General features: G+C 51.4%; 11 protein-coding genes. 8 read left to right on the forward strand and 3 right to left on the reverse strand.

Annotated elements, in window-relative coordinates; translation table 11 throughout:
- Position 1: 1 nt before the first annotated feature.
- From AC3Y23_RS15575 to AC3Y23_RS15590, 4 genes are all read left to right on the forward strand, one after another.
- Positions 2 to 1,657: a response regulator gene (locus AC3Y23_RS15575; protein WP_379200425.1), complete on the forward strand. Its 1,656-nt coding sequence runs from the start codon at positions 2 to 4 to the stop codon at positions 1,655 to 1,657.
- Positions 1,658 to 2,084: 427 nt separating this feature from the next.
- A complete protein-coding gene (locus AC3Y23_RS15580; RefSeq protein ID WP_379200427.1) occupies positions 2,085 to 3,791 on the forward strand; it encodes a glycoside hydrolase family 13 protein in 1,707 nt (568 codons plus the stop codon).
- A gap of 180 nt (positions 3,792 to 3,971) precedes the next feature.
- Positions 3,972 to 4,706, forward strand: a complete 735-nt coding sequence (locus tag AC3Y23_RS15585; RefSeq protein WP_379200429.1) for a class I SAM-dependent methyltransferase — start codon at positions 3,972 to 3,974, stop codon at positions 4,704 to 4,706.
- Positions 4,707 to 5,744, forward strand: coding sequence for an MBL fold metallo-hydrolase (locus tag AC3Y23_RS15590; protein WP_379200431.1), 1,038 nt, complete (start codon positions 4,707 to 4,709; stop codon positions 5,742 to 5,744).
- A gap of 293 nt (positions 5,745 to 6,037) precedes the next feature.
- On the opposite strand, the gene AC3Y23_RS15595 is transcribed toward AC3Y23_RS15590, so the two are convergent.
- Positions 6,038 to 6,640, reverse strand: coding sequence for a phosphatidylglycerophosphatase A family protein (locus tag AC3Y23_RS15595; protein WP_379200433.1), 603 nt, complete (start codon positions 6,638 to 6,640; stop codon positions 6,038 to 6,040).
- 207 nt (positions 6,641 to 6,847) lie between these two features.
- Here AC3Y23_RS15595 and AC3Y23_RS15600 point away from each other — a divergent pair, with 207 nt between their 5' ends.
- The 4 genes from AC3Y23_RS15600 (at position 6,848) to AC3Y23_RS15615 (ending at position 10,122) form a co-directional block, all read left to right on the forward strand.
- Positions 6,848 to 7,972, forward strand: a complete 1,125-nt coding sequence (locus AC3Y23_RS15600; protein WP_379200435.1) for a GerMN domain-containing protein — start codon at positions 6,848 to 6,850, stop codon at positions 7,970 to 7,972.
- Between the two features lie 162 nt (positions 7,973 to 8,134).
- A complete protein-coding gene (gene rph / locus AC3Y23_RS15605; protein ID WP_379200437.1) occupies positions 8,135 to 8,893 on the forward strand; it encodes a ribonuclease PH in 759 nt (252 codons plus the stop codon).
- A 1-nt stretch (position 8,894) separates the two neighbouring features.
- Positions 8,895 to 9,536, forward strand: a complete 642-nt coding sequence (locus AC3Y23_RS15610; RefSeq protein WP_379200439.1) for an XTP/dITP diphosphatase — start codon at positions 8,895 to 8,897, stop codon at positions 9,534 to 9,536.
- Positions 9,537 to 9,999: 463 nt separating this feature from the next.
- Positions 10,000 to 10,122, forward strand: a complete 123-nt coding sequence (locus AC3Y23_RS15615; RefSeq protein WP_379200441.1) for a hypothetical protein — start codon at positions 10,000 to 10,002, stop codon at positions 10,120 to 10,122.
- A 386-nt stretch (positions 10,123 to 10,508) separates the two neighbouring features.
- Here the strand turns inward: AC3Y23_RS15615 and AC3Y23_RS15620 are convergent, their stop codons facing one another.
- Positions 10,509 to 12,881, reverse strand: coding sequence for a glycosyl hydrolase family 18 protein (locus AC3Y23_RS15620; protein WP_379200443.1), 2,373 nt, complete (start codon positions 12,879 to 12,881; stop codon positions 10,509 to 10,511).
- Positions 12,882 to 13,065: 184 nt separating this feature from the next.
- Positions 13,066 to 14,979, reverse strand: coding sequence for a glycosyl hydrolase family 18 protein (locus AC3Y23_RS15625; protein ID WP_379200445.1), 1,914 nt, complete (start codon positions 14,977 to 14,979; stop codon positions 13,066 to 13,068).
- Positions 14,980 to 15,686: the final 707 nt, after the last annotated feature.

Raw genomic sequence — 15,686 nt, forward strand, 5'->3', positions numbered from 1 at the left:
TATGAAGCTGAGGCTGCTGATTGCGGAAGATGAAGATACCATTCGTGAAGGTATTGTAAACATGATTGACTGGAGATCACATCAGATTGAAGTGGTTGGCGAAGCGGGCAACGGCACCGAGGCGCTGGCGCTGATGGAGAATTACCCGCTGGATCTCCTGCTGACGGATATTCGGATGCCGCAGATGAACGGGCTGGAATTGATTGAAGCTGCTCAGCGCAAGGGCTATGGCTTCCGTTCGATTATTCTATCCGGCTATAATGAATTCTCTTATGCGAAGCAAGCCATTTCTCTGGGCGTTGTAGACTATGTACTGAAGCCCTGCCGCCCCGAAGAGATTCTGAAGACAGTGCTGAAGGCCAAGAATGCCATCGAGACCCAACGCAGTCAGGAGAATGTAATGTTCGAGAAGGAACGCTCCTGGCATAAAAATGCGCCATTGGTCAAAAGCCAGGTACTGTCACAGTGGATTCATCATCCCCCCGTTCCGCTGGAACGCCGCGAGGAATTGCTTGAAGAGCTATCCATGGCGATTGCGCCTGCAGGTCCTCAGATCGGTCTTGTCAGCTTTGACATTGAGCCGCTTTCTGCGAGAGGCAAAGGGCAGGATTTTGTCTTGCTGCGTTATGCGGCACTTAATATTATCAGCGAGACGCTTGGGCCAATCTATAAAGGTAGGATCGAGACCTTTCATGACGGCAACCGCCTGCTGTGGATCGGGAGCGGTATTGCGGCAGGAGATCAGCGGAATGTATATCTGGCCCCTGTTAATCTGAAGGAAGCGATTGGGAAGCTGCAGGACAATCTGGAGAAGTATCTCAAGCTGTCGATCAGTATTGCTGTCGGCTCCTGTCGCAGACATCTCTCGGAAGCGCATTTGTCCTACATAGAAGCGAACCAGGCGATGGAATCACGTTTTTTGAATGGCAAGGGCGGCGTTTATTTTTACACGGAAGGAAACGCGGGACAATCCGGGCCTTCTGCAGAGCTAGTCAGTATACTGGATGACGAAGGGCTGAACGCGCTGGAGGATGAGATGTTGTCTGCAGTGACAGCGGGCAGCTATGAAGTCGCTCTGGATTTGCTGGAGCGTTGGCTAGACCGCTTCCGCAGCAATCCGGGCAGTCTTAAGCAGGAGGTCAATATCCGGGCGACGGCGCTGGTGGTCCGTCTGAAGCGGCTGACTCAAGAGAAGCAGGTAGCCGGATTTGAATGGAAGCAGCATCTGGTGAACTGGATGGAGCAGGCTCCGCAGGTTGAGACGCTGGAAGAGCTGTCGGCGATTCTGAACATGGTGATGCAAAGTGTCGTCGAGGCGTTCTCCAACCACCGGCCGCTGCACCGCACTGTGGTAACGGCGCTGGAGATTATCAGGCAGAAATACAACACGAATCTAACGCTGGAGTATGTGGCTAAGGAAGCATACGTGTCCAATACCTACTTAAGCTCGTTGTTCAGGCAAGAGCTGGGTGTGAACTTTCTAGATTATCTGCATCAATACCGGGTGGAGGAAGCGAAGAAGCTGCTCCGTCAGAACCTGAAGATGTACGCGGTGGCGAAGCTGGTCGGTTACGGAGAGGAACGCCATTTCAGTGCGACATTCAAGAAGTGGACTGGGCTCACGCCCTCTCAGTACCAGAAAGGTCTGGAGAAATAACCTGCGAAGCGGAGTTTTATCGAAAATAGTAATGGGGATGTGCGGGACCGAGGGAACAATACATTACAGAGCAGAACAGAACAGGAGAAAAGAGTCTATATAGGGTGTTTAAAAATAGCCCTCCCTCATTTGAGGTTAAGAGGGGCATGGATAACGGGAAAATATACCGTTAATCGTTCGTTTTCGCTTCATTTTCCATTAATAACTGGAATTTCTCCTGTTAAAACCTCTTTTTACTCGTAATGGTCTAAATATGAGGGGATTAGCGGGAGTTTTTCCAGTTACACGGGAGGCTTCGGAAGAATTATTGCAGGATGTTATCTCCTTCTGTCGCAGTGGTTAAAATATATTTACGTGTCCGTACAGCCGGGTCTTTGTCTAGTCTAGCTGTACTCATGCGGACGCTGCACAGAAGGAGGATGTCTTCATGAACCCCAAATGGTGGAAGGAAAGCGTGGTGTACCAGATTTATCCGATCAGTTTCAAAGACAGCAACGGCGATGGCATCGGGGATTTGCGCGGCGTCATCTCGAAGCTGGATTATCTGCAGGAGTTGGGCGTGGATATGATCTGGATCTGCCCGATTTATAAATCGCCGAACCATGACAATGGTTATGATATCAGTGATTATTGCGACATCATGAAGGAATTTGGTACGATGGATGATTTTGACACGATGCTGCGTGAAATCCATGCTCGGGACATGAAGCTGATGATGGATCTTGTGCTGAACCATACTTCCCATGAACACCCCTGGTTTATAGAATCCAGAGCCTCAAAGGACAATCCCAAGCGGGACTATTATATATGGAGAAAAGGAAGGAATGGCGGTCCGCCGAACAATTGGGAATCCTATTTCAGTGGTTCGGTATGGGAGCTTGATCCCCAGACGGATGAATATTATTTGCATCTGTACTCCAAGTACCAGCCGGATCTGAATTGGGAGAATCCCGTGGTGATCGACAAGCTGCATGAAATGGTGAAGTGGTGGCTGAATAAAGGTGTCGATGGCTTCCGTTTTGATGCAATTGCCCATATTGCTAAGACCCATGGCTACCCGGATGCTCTGAATCCCGCAGGAACGCCGACCGTACGGGCATACGAGATGTTCTCCAACCTGGAGAATGTGCATACTCTGCTGCAGAACCTGCATGATCAAGTACTGTTTTACTACGACATCATGACGGTGGGAGAGACCTCTGGACTCGGACCGGAGCAGGCGCTGGATTATGTTGGGGACGGACGGCGGGAGCTGAATATGACTTTCCAGTTCGAGCATATGTTCATTGATGCAGCTTCCCCGGGCAGTGGAAAATGGGATGTCATGCCGTGGAGACTGCTGGACCTCAAGCAGATTATCACGAACTGGCAGACGGTTCTGCATGACCAGGGCTGGAATGCGAATTACCTCTGCAATCATGACCAGCCGCGCTCAGTGTCACGGTTCGGGAATGATCTCTATTATCGTGTCCCGTCGGCTAAAATGCTGGCGACCTTCATCCACATGCTGGAGGGCACGCCTTATATTTATCAGGGTGAGGAGATCGGTATGACGAATGTCGCCTTTGAATCCATTGATAATTATCGAGACGTGGAGACACTGAATTATTATGAAGATAGACGTCGCGCGGGGGTACCGGAAGAGAAGATTATGGCCGCGATTCATGCCAAAAGCCGTGATAACGCCCGCACACCGATGCAGTGGGATGACAGTCCCGAAGGTGGCTTTACTACCGGTGTGCCCTGGCTTAAGGTGAACTCCAATGCACAGGAGATTAATGCCATGAACGCAGTCAAGGACCCTGACTCGATTTATCATTACTATAGACAATTGATTGCACTGCGAAAGCAGCATCAGGTAATCGTCTATGGTAAATATGAATTGCTGCTACCTGATGATAATGAAATCTATGTGTACACCCGAACCCTTGGGGATCAGCGACTGTTGGTCATCCTGAACTTTTTTGACCGGGAGCCAGTATGTCAGCTGCCACCCGGTATCGTGCTGGAGAAGAGTCAACTGTTGATATCCAATTATCCTCTGGCACAAGAGGAGGACTTGGTTCATCTAAAGCTTCGGCCCTTCGAAGCTAGAGTCTATTTGCAGAGTCTGAAAGGCGGCGCCGCCGACTGAGTTTGAGACAAATGAATATCCAGTGCGGTTGGAATACAAAAGACAGGCGGGGAGTTGTTTCCCGGCCTGTTATTTTTTCTAGCCTGCGACTTTACTTTGCTTTAAATGGAAAAGGCGTTACAATAATCGGTAATATACATAAGGAATGAATGGGATGCAGTTTTGGGGAGGAGAGAGACAATGACTGAGTGGTATGAAGAGAGCTTCGGAGAGGATTATCTGATCGTCTATAGGCACCGTGATTTTGGAGGCGCGCGGCGTGAGGTGGAACAGATGATCAGTTGGCTGGACCTGCCGGCAGGCGCCAAAGTGCTGGATCTGTGCTGCGGGATGGGCCGTCACTCGCTGGCCTTGGCAGAAGCTGGTTTCGAGGTTACTGGTGTGGACTTGTCAGAAGCATTACTGCGTGAGGCACGGGCCCAGGTAGGGGCGGAGCAAGTGACCTGGATTCGCTCGGATATGCGGGAGCTGCCCCTAGAAGGTGGCTTTGATGCGGTGGTGAATCTGTTCACCTCGTTTGGCTACTTCGAAGAGGACGGGGAGCAGGTAAAGGTACTTCAGGAGATCTTCCGTATGTTGCATCCTGGTGGCAAATTCATCATTGATTTTCTGAACCCTGCATATGTTATCCATCATCTGGTGCCCCATTCTACACGTGAAGATGGCGAGAATCATATTGAAGAGTATAGAGTGATTGAGGACGGCTATGTGAAGAAGGATATTATTCTGACTGCAGGAACGGACGGGGAACCCCGCCGTTATCATGAACGGGTCAAGCTGTATTCGCTGGAGAAATTTCGTGAGATGCTGGAGCAGGCGGGGCTTCAGATTCAGTCTGTGCATGGGAGCTATGACGAAGCCGACTATGATGCGGTGACCTCTAAGCGGATGATTTTCCGAGGAATACGGCCGTAGATGGTATCGGGAAAAAGAATTCGCGAAAATGAAGGCTTCCCGCGGAAAGCCGACATTACATCCTGGGACAATGGCGCGATTCTGCAGATATCGGTGCCGATGGACCCGCCGCTGCGCCGGGTGAACAGTTACCTGCTGCCAGGACCGGACGGAACGGTCACGGTGATAGACCCCGGTCCACATAAAGAGGAAAGCGTGTTGGCCTGGCAGGGCGTATTGTTGGGGTTGAACTTGCGATGGGAACAGGTGCGGGATATCGTTGTTACGCATCATCATCCCGATCATTACGGCTTGGCTGGTTGGATGCAGGAAATCAGCGGTGGCAAGGTATGGATGACAGAGCGTGCCCATGCCGAGGCAGCGCTGATGTGGGGCGAGAAGTCCATAATGAATGAGGCATTACCTTTGTTCTTCGCCAGACATGGCATGCCGGAAGCCCTGACGGCGGAAATCCGGGTTCACCTGGAGAGCTTCACACCGCAGGTCACTCCGCAGCCGGAGATTACCGCCCTAGATCCTGCGGCGCCCTTCACGATGGGTGGCCGGGATTGGCAGCCGGTGGTAACGGGAGGACATGCCCCGGGGCATGTCTCCTTCTATCACGCCGGCAGCGGGGTTATACTCTGCGGCGATGCCGTGCTGCCGCAGATCTCGCCCAACATCGGCCTGCATCCTGGCAGCGATGTCCAGCCGCTGCTCACGTTCCTGCAGGGACTGGAGCAGCTTGGGAGTTACCCGGTGAGCTTCGCGTATCCGGGTCATCGGGAGCCGTTCAGTGGCTTTACGGAGCGGACTGTCAGTCTGCTCCGTCATCATGAGGAACGGCTGGACACCGCCGAGGCGCTGCTGCAAGGCGGCCCGCTCAGCGGCTTCGCAATCTGCGAAGCCTTGTTCCGGGGTCGGGTGACCACGGCGCATCAGATGCGCTTCGCCATGAGCGAGGCGCTGGCCCATCTGGCCGAGCTGGTGCGGCGAGGCCGAATTGTGGAGTCCGGTACGGAGGACGCGATCTTGTTTGCATTGGCGAAGTCGGACTGACGCCTGCTTCTGATAGTCTGCTTTTATCATTATCAAGCAGAGTACAAGCTTATGATGATTGAGCGTTCCCTCCAGTAAACTGGCGATGAAGCGAGTCTGCAAGTCTCTAAAGCATAAATAAAGCCTCCATAACCACTTTACGAGTGGGGATGGAGGCATCTTTTTTGCCCTATGAAGTGTGTTCCGAACCTGCTTTATTCATCCAAGAGTAACTTTGTGCTGATGGTGGCGCGCTCCTGCTGTGACCTGGTGTAAGCTGCTGGAACTCTGCTGCACCAATGCAGGCTTAACTATTATTCCGGCTGCTCCCCGTCCTGAGGTGTCGTCTTACTGTCGGCAGGTTCGCTGCCCTCTGAATGATGCGCCAGCCCAGAATCTTGTTCCCGCTCGGCCTGCTTGCGATGGGCAATCCGGCTGCTCGCTGCTGCGGCCACAGCGCCGACAATATCATCGAGATAGGTATGGACCTGTCCTGTGCTCTTGTCATTCAGACGCTCCAGTACCCCCGGCTTCAGTTTATCTACATAGCCGTAGTTGGTGAAGCCGATACTTCCGTACACATTGACGATGGAAAAGGCCAGAATCTCATCTACCCCGTATAATCCCTCATCATTTTCAATCATATCCTGAAGCGGCGAGAAGAGCTTGCCTTCTTCGGCCAGAATATCCAGCTGAATGCCGGTCAGCACTGCATTCTGTACTTCCCGTTTGCTCAGCACCATCTCGACATTGTGAACACACTCGTCCATCGTTAGGCCCGGATAATATTTTTGCTGCAGCAGCATTACCAGCTCTGCAATTTCCAGCAGTGATACTCCACGTTTGTGCAGCCAGGCATAGGTTGCGTCTGCGACCGCCTTGCTGTTCAGACTGTAAGGCATTTTTGCATCAGCCATGCTCAGTCACCCCGTTAATGAGTCGTTGGTTTGTCAGCGGTGGTTCATGTCGATATGATCTTTCCGCTGTACTTGGAATTTTACTTATACGGCACAGTTTTGTCCAGAAAGGCGAAATTAGGATAAGCTCTTGTTATTTTTTGGAGGGAGGGCTCGTATACATAGCAGTATTAAATGCTTATCCAACCTTGAAAGGGGCAATTCATTATGAAACGAAAGCAATATATCCGCGGCTTGTCCGCAGCCTGCCTATTGGCTGTTCCGCTCACGCTCTCCGGCTGCACCTGGTTTGGCTCTGAATCTGCCGCGGTTGATCCGCCGCCAAGTGAGGTCGAAGCACAGATGCTTCAGATCAGCGGGGGCTCTACACTGGATTCCGGTGTGATGGGGCGGGTGACGGAAGAAGATACAGGCAACGTTGCAAGCAAGGATAAGAAGGCATCGGCTGCAAAGGCCGACGGTCCACGCACTACAGTGTATCTGGAGGATGAACACGGTCTGCTGGCCCCGATCTCGCTCGCGCTTCCCAAGGGTGATAAGAGTGCTACGCTGAAGAACTCGCTTACCGCACTGGTAAGCCAAGGCCCATTGGCTGCTTCCCTTCCGACAGGATTTCAAGGTGTACTGCCCGCCGGAACAGCTGTGAAGAACGTCACTGTCGATCCTGCAACGGGACTTGCCGTAGTCGAGTTCAATGATTCATTCGGCTCCTATGAAGCTAGGGATGAGCGCAAGCTGCTAGAGGCGATCACCTGGACATTGACCGGACAGGACGATATCAAAGGCGTTCAGCTTTGGGTCGACGGCAAAAAACTGACCGAAATGCCGCTCAAGGGCACACCGCTGGATCGCCCACTCTCTCGCACTATGGGCATCAACCTGCCAAAACACAGCACGAATGTCATGAATTCCAGTGCGGTTACGGTTTATTTTTCCGCAGCATCGCCTGACGGCACTCAATATTATGTTCCAGTAACCCGTTTTGTAGACCCAGCGCAGGAGCCGCTCAAGGCAGCGTTGAATGAATTGATTACAGGCCCGGAATCAGACAACGGTCTGCAGATGGTGATGACGGAAGGAACGAAGCTGGATTCTGTGGATGCAGGCCAAAACGGTGTGGTTACCGTATCGCTGCGTGACGACATGTTCGCGGATGCCAAGGATGTACCAGCGGAAATGCTGGAATCTGTCGTACTTACGGTAGCCCAGAATTCAGCGGATTCCCTTGTACAGATTGTGATGAACGGAAAGACTGCGGTGACTGGAACAGATCATGTGGATTACGGCAAGCCGGTTTCGGCCCCGGAATATGTGAACGAGCTGCCGCTCTGATCACTGATTATGGCGGTCAAAAAGATGCTTTTGTGCCTGCTCTTTGGTAGAATAAAGGTTGCGCAAAAAACGTACGCCTGCGCCCGTGGTCCAAGCCACGGCAGGCGCGTGGGGAAACGGCTAGGACAAACTTTTAGCTATTCGATGTAGGAGGCAGAAAAGATGAGATCAAACGGGCGAAACGTCGACGAATTGCGTCACGTGAAGATAACGACCCAAGTAAATAAATATGCCGAGGGCTCTGTGCTTATAGAGATGGGCGACACCAAGGTGATCTGTACAGCGACAGTGGAAGAGAAGGTTCCACCCTTTCTGAAGGGACAAGGCAAAGGTTGGGTAACTGCAGAGTATTCCATGCTCCCACGGGCAACCCAGACTCGTAACCAGCGTGAAGCCGCTCGTGGTAAGCTGACGGGCCGGACGATGGAAATTCAGCGGCTGATCGGCCGGGCATTGCGTTCCGTTGTGAATCTGCAGGCCTTGGGCGAGCGGAGCATCACGCTGGACTGTGATGTGATTCAGGCGGACGGGGGAACTCGTACCGCTTCGATCACAGGCGCATTTGTAGCTATGGTGTTCGCCATCAACAAGCTGGCACAGGACCGCAAATTGAGTCAATTCCCTGTTACGGACTACCTCGCAGCTATCAGTGTCGGTGTGGTGGGGGATAAAGCCCTGCTTGATTTGAACTATGAAGAGGATTCCAAAGCGAAAGTCGATATGAATGTTGTTATGACCGGCGGCGGTGCATTTGTGGAGCTGCAAGGCACTGGCGAAGACAGACCATTCACGCGCCAGGAGCTGGATCAGTTGCTGGGACTAGGCGAGAAGGGGATTCATGAGCTGATTGCTGCACAGAAGGAAGTTCTGGGCGAAATCGCTTTGAAAATCCAATCGGGTCAGCCGGGTCAGGAGGTCTAGTATGAGCTCCGCAGGAAACATTCTTATTGTGGCTACAAAGAACAAAGGGAAGCTGCGTGAATTCCAGCATGCCTTTGAGTCGCTGGGGTTGACGGTCAAGAGCATGTATGACTACCCTGAGCTACCTGATGTGGTAGAGGATGGCGAGACTTTTGCAGCGAATGCGTTCAAGAAGTCGAAGGCAGTAGGAGATGCCCTCGGATTTCCAGTACTTGCTGATGATTCCGGCCTGTGTGTGGATGCGCTGGATGGCAGACCAGGTGTCTATTCCGCCCGTTATGCCGGTGAAGGTGCCACAGATTCGGACAATAACTTGAAGCTGCTCGGTGAATTGGAAGGGCTGAAGCAGGGGGAGGATACCGACCAACCGCTCTTGAGCACGGCCCGGTTCGTGTGCACCTTGTCACTTTATGATCCGTCCACGGGGCAGGAGCTTACGGCAGAAGGATCGGTGGACGGCTGGATTACTTCTGAGCCTTCCGGGGCTGGCGGCTTTGGCTATGATCCGCTATTCTACTTACCAAGTTATGAGAAGACAATGGCGGAACTGACGCTAACTGAGAAGCAGGGCATCAGCCACCGGGGCGCAGCACTTCGAGCGCTGACCGAGAAGCTTGCGGCGCAAGGCGGCGTACAGCCTTAAGGGTTGATCGCTTTGTGTTAGCGTAAGTGAGAAGACAACGCGAATTCTAGAGCCTCCCCGTTTAGCAGGAGCTACGGGTACATAAATAAGCTTGCAGGACAAGGCGTGAGCCTTGGTTCTGCAAGCTTATTTTGCTTTATGAAAATCTTCAGTATTAAGCGTATTTTAGAACACCTAGAACTTCCTTTGAACCCTTTTGAATCCTTCATTCACAAAAGGTTAACTCTGCAGATGACAAATGCGCTGAAAGATCAATTTCGCTCGAAAGGGCATGGGAATAACAGGAATGGCGCCTGTTATTTTGGCTAAATCCGCCTCTTTTCTCAAAATAACTGGAGAATACTCAGACTGTCGAGAAACACCATTCTCTACGATTGTTGATGCGAAATAGCCTTATAAATCAGGCTCAGCTTCATCATCAATCCTTGTCAAAACACTGCTTCAGAAGGTTGGAGACTTATGCATGGGGGCTAACGGACCCCAGCGCCGTTATTTACACATCAAGCAGCTTCTGGAACATGTAACGGACTCAGGTGCCGTTATTTCCTCCCAAACCGTGGATTTTACACCTGATTTCTGCACATAACGCCTCTGGAGTCCGTTACATTCTAGAATGGTCAGTTGTTGGGAAATAACGTATCTGAGGTCCGTTACCATAGGGAACAAGAAACAAGTCCTGATTTCGAGTTAGGTTCATTAATCAAGGGTATTATGGATTTTCTCAAAACAACTACTTTCTCAACGGTCTGAGAGACTCACGTTGATTTCCCCGAATTCACCTATTTTACGGATAAAAGAGGTTTTTAACGGGAGAAAATCCAGTTATTTGAGATGAATGAGGTGAGCGAACGTATTTAACGGTATATTTTCCTGCTATCCAATCGTCAAAATCCCTTTATGCTAAATCCTATACCCTCACAATGGCCTGAAGTCAGTCCGGGTGGTGAAATCAGTCCGGGTGGCTGAAGTCAGCTAGAGCAGCTTCCAGAGTGCAGGAGTGGTAGCAGGTTCCCAGCCTGCCAGGGAGGTGTGGGGCTGTAGGCAGGCATATGTCTTGCCACTGTAGGTGACTGTGTCACCTACCTTGTAGGCAACGCCTACTGCCCAGGCTGTGCCAGCAGGCGAAGGCGTCGGTGTCGGCGTAGCCAAAGGTGTAGGTGTCACCGTTGCGGTTGGCGCTGCTGTTGCAGTTGGTGAAGGGGTTGCAGTGGCAGCAGGTGTTGCTGTCGGCGTCCCGCAAGCACCAATGAATTTCCAGACGCCATCTGGACCGCTGAGATCAGGGCGGTCACCTTGAGTCCACCATTTTGCTTCATACAATGAGCCGTTGTAGGATGCACGCTGTCCTTGCGTGTAGATCGTTGAAGCGTTCCAGGCTGCAGCCGTACATGACCCCGGCGTTGGTGTGGCGCTAGGTGTCGGCGTTGCGGTTGGAGTAGCAGTTGGCGTCGGTGTCGGTGTTGATGTTGGTGCAGTTGTAGGTTTAGCCGTCGGTGTGGCAGAAGGTGTAGCGGTTGGTGTTGGCGTCGGTGTTGGCGTTACGCCTCCATACAATTTATCGTACTCCTGCTGAGATGAGCTTCCGTTAAGTGTGACCCGTTGCGGACCGCCGGAAAAATTCAGCTTCATCATACCCGGAATGTCCAAGGTTGTTCCATTTGCGAGAGTCTGGCTAGCCGTACCAGTAATACGGTAGCGGTTGAAGTCCCAGGCCGTAGCAATTTGTTCCACAGTGCCTGCTCCCCAGGCGGAAGTCAGGGTGGTAGTGGTAGGCAAATCGAATTCCAGCTTCCAACCTCCTGGAATATCGGCGCCGGTGTTGTTTGTGATTTTCAGAGAATAGGTATAGTTGGGGTGGTCATAAGTCCCGCTAAAGTTGATGCTGAAGTTCTTCGGTGCTGGAAGCTGCGGCTTGGCGGGGCCGCCCGGCAGGGTAGCATTCTTGAGCTGATTATAGGCGTAATCCGTCAATGAGGTGCCGTACGTGTAGGTGCCGTTCGCTTGTTGGGAGTAGTCACCGGTCAGCTCCCAGAACATCATCCCGCCGAGGCCCTTTTGCTTGATGTAGTCAAGCTTATAGCCAAGGGATTCCTGGTCTTCATAGGTCAAAAATATTTTCTTATCCGCATTGTAAATATAAGGCGTCTTGGTTACAGGATCGAAGTAACGCTTGTTCGCTGGATCCTTGAGCAAATTGAGTATGTGCCAGATGGGATTTGCTCCGGCCGGCTGTTCTGGTGCTGGATCATTCCAGATCCCATAATCGCCGTCTGCGCCGCCTCCCGCGGTCGGTGCTGTACCGTAGAGGCCGGTATTGTTAATGCCGCCACTCACATTCTTCCAGCCCCGCGAATAGTAGGGAACGCCGATAACAATTTTCTCCGGAGGCAGAGTACCCAGGTAGTATCGGACGGCCCAGTCGGTGTTCAGGACGGGCGTCCCCAGTGCGGCTGTCTCTGTATCTCGGGAATCCGGGTACAGGGCGGAATGCGGTCCAACATAACCGTTCCAAGCGCCGTGAAAATCATAGGTCATGAGGTTAGCCCAATCCAGATATTGATTAGCTTCCCCCAGCTTCATGCCGCCGAGAATCCAGGAGGAGGCTGTGGCAGCGACAGTCAGATCATACTTTTGGTTATCCTGTGCACCGGCCTGGTCCAGCTTCTCCCGCAGCTTCTTCATAAGCAGGACGTAGTTGTTATAATTGACACCGCGCAGCGGCTCCGCTGCCCCAAAATCATTTGGATTTCCGGACTGTGCCGTCCCAGACGGATACTCCCAGTCGATGTCCACGCCGTTGAATTGGTAGGTGCGCAAGAAGCTAATCACACTGTTCGCAAAAGTTTCCCGTCCGGCTTCTGAATTGGCCATGTTGTAGAATCCACCGGAACCGGCCCAGCCTCCAACAGAAATCAAGGTTCGGACATCCGGATAGAGCTGCTTGTATTTGATAAGCTGGTTGAAATGCCCTTTAAACGGAAGTGTGGTCAATTGGCCGGGGTAATCCTTCTCAATGGCCGCCGTGCGGTCCATGAGTTCTATTTTATTCTGGGCGCTCACCTGGGCGAACGCATAGTTAATATGGGTGATTTTGCTCCACGGAATTTTATCGACAGTGAAAAAGCCTTTGTTCGCCTGATCTCCCCATTCTGGGAAATAGGCGACAATCTTGCGGGGATGATCTGGAGCAGGCGGAACTGCGACAGCGCTTGCTCCTTCGGCCCGGGCAACGCTCTGTGAGTCAGTACCTGTACCTGCATACAGCGGAATCAGAAGAATCAGACTCAGCATAACGGCGAAAAAACGAACGAAGTGCGGATGCCTTAAACGTGCATTTGTTTTCATCGGTCACTCCTCCTTTGGAATGTAGGGAATGATGGCATTCTGGCCGTATGAAGAAGACGGCGCTCCCCGGACGTCAATCCTGAGTGTCATAAGCATTCGGGATCAAGTGTGCTACGGAAAGCGCCGTAATCAAATAGCGTGGCATTCAGTCATATACCAATGTTAACTCGGTCATGCACTAAGTCTAGTTCAGTTTCCACAGGGCCGGTGTATTGGCCGGCTCCCAGCTTACAATGGAAGTGTGGGACTGCAGGCAAGTATAGGATTTGCCGCTATAGCTGACCACATCACCGACTTTGTACGCTACACCTGCCGCCCAGGCGGAACCGCCTGGAGCTACCGTAGGACTTGGTGTCGGTGTTGCTGTCGGAGCTATCGTTGCAGTTGGCGTTGGGGTAGGCGTCGGCGTTGCTGTTGGCGTTGGCGCTACAGTGGCTGTTGGGCTAGGTGTTGGAGCGCCGCATACGCTGATGAATTTCCATACACCATCAGGGCCGCTAAGATCGGGACGGTCACCTTGGGTCCACCATTTGGCCTCGTAGAGCGATCCGTTATAGGAAGCGCGCTGCCCCTGGGTATAAATCGTTGTGGCACTCCAGGCTGTTGCGCATTGACCCGGCGTAGTTGTCGGCGTCGGCGTTACAGTTGGTGTAGCCGTCGGTGTCACCGTAGCTGTCGGTGTTGCTGTTGGAGTCGGCGTCGGCGTTGTCGACGGTGTCGCGGTTGGCGAAGGGGTCGGCACGACACCTCCAGACAGGTCCGCCACGAGTTTGTTCTGCAGCGTTTTGTTACGGTCGCCGCTGACTTCCCAGAACATCGCGCCGGCCAGACCTTTGGATTTCAGGTAGCTGGTTTTGTACCCGAAGGACTCCACATCGTCATAACTGATATAAGTTCGGGTCGTAGGATTGTAGAGATAAGGCACCTTTGAGGTGTTATTCCAGTAGCGAGTATAGCCGTTCTTGTTAATATAATTAGTTTCAAGATCATAGAAGTCATAGCTGCCGTTCTCCCAGGTGCCGGTGTTCGAGATACCAGAGGATACCTGGTATTGACCGTTACCTGTGCTTGGCGCTCCGCCCCAGCCGCGTCCATAGAATGGCATACCCAGTACAAGCTTGCTAGCTGGCACGCCATTTGCCAGATAAGTGGTTACTGCCTTGTCAATGTTGTAGTTCAGAGGATCGGTCAAGCCAGAAGATGCCGCCGCAGAGTCGTAGTACAGTGGAGCATTGTGGCCGGTAGTTGGATTCCAGCTTCCGTTGAAGTCATAGGTCATGATGTTGATCCAGTCAACAACGGAAGCAATGCCAGCCAGATTGTTGTTGGCTACATAGGACGGACCCGCACCGGAGGCGATGGTCAGTAAATAGGTTTTGCCGTCTGCTTGACCCGCTGTGTTCAGCTTCTCACGGATTTTTTGCAGCAGCAGGATATAGTTTCCTCTATCTTCAGGACGAACACTATTGCCAGCCAGACCACCGCTCACCGGGTATTCCCAGTCCAGATCGACACCGTCCATATGATATTTGCGGATAAAATCAACAGCAGAGTTGGCAAATACTTCACGAGTTGTTGCCGATGCGGCAACATCGGAGAACCGGTTCGACCAGGTCCAGCCGCCGACAGAAATAACGGTCTTCAGGTTCGGATTTCGCTCCTTCAGTTTCCAGAGCTGCTTCAGGTTGCCTTTGATGGGATCATCCCATTTGTCATCCCCGAAGCTCTTTCCGGCATCAATCCAAGGATCGCCGAGAACAATCGTACCGTTTGGAACATTTATAGTTTGGGCTTGCTCATTCTGACAAGTCCAGGTTACGGGATTTGGGCCGGTAGGGTCGGAATTACCGTGGATGCCATTCCAACAGATATCAGCGAACGCGTAGTTAATTACATTCATCTTGGTAGGGTCGATATCCGATACGTTATAATTGCGTGCATAGGCAGCCCACGAAGGATAATAACCAACCAGTTTATAATCCTGTGCCGCATTGGCAGTCTTGATGTTTGCGCCCAGAGCGGAGAAGAGGGTAACCAGAAGTGCTGCGACCATTCCGATGGCAAAAGTTTTGCGCGAGCTTTTTTTCTTAAATATCATTGACGAACTACCTCCCTGATTCAATGTTTGGACCGGAATCCTTACAGCAAGAAGTTCTGGCGCTCACCCCCATGGTTTAAGATTTACCCTCACCCTGTTGCCGTCTAGCATTTCGACAAGCTAATACAATATAAAGCTGGCAGAAAAATGATAGAGTAACCCAATTTCTTTAATTGTAAGCGCTTCCTGTAATTATTCGTGCGAAATGTTAATTTTCCTTACTTCTGGAATGTAACACGTCTTGTAGGGGTTGGGATAATGCCAAGAAAGTCTGGAAGGGATAGGGAAAGTTGAATTAGAAGGATGATATACATATGAAGCGGTGAAGGTAATTTCTATTTTCGGTTAAGTTTTGTTAATATGCTAGGGATAAAATTACATCATAGAGGGATAAAATTTTCAAATATTTGGACTAATGCTCATAAAAATCCTTTTGGTATATTCATGTAATCGTCGTTTTTAGTAGTTCATGGGATGTTAGTTGCCCTTTTGAGTCATTTAATCCATGTTGATGTATACCTATTCTTACTTCGGAGGGGGATTGAAGGAATCTATTAGTCTATTTGCTTTTGATTTGTTGGCTTTTGGGTCTAAAATATCTTTTTAGATGAAATAACAGGCTGACACATAACTCACGAGGCAGAGCAATATATATGATATGGATACTTTAGGCGACTTTTTTTTCAAAGGATGCAACGCACTGCCAA

This window comes from Paenibacillus sp. MAHUQ-45, assembly GCF_058133325.1.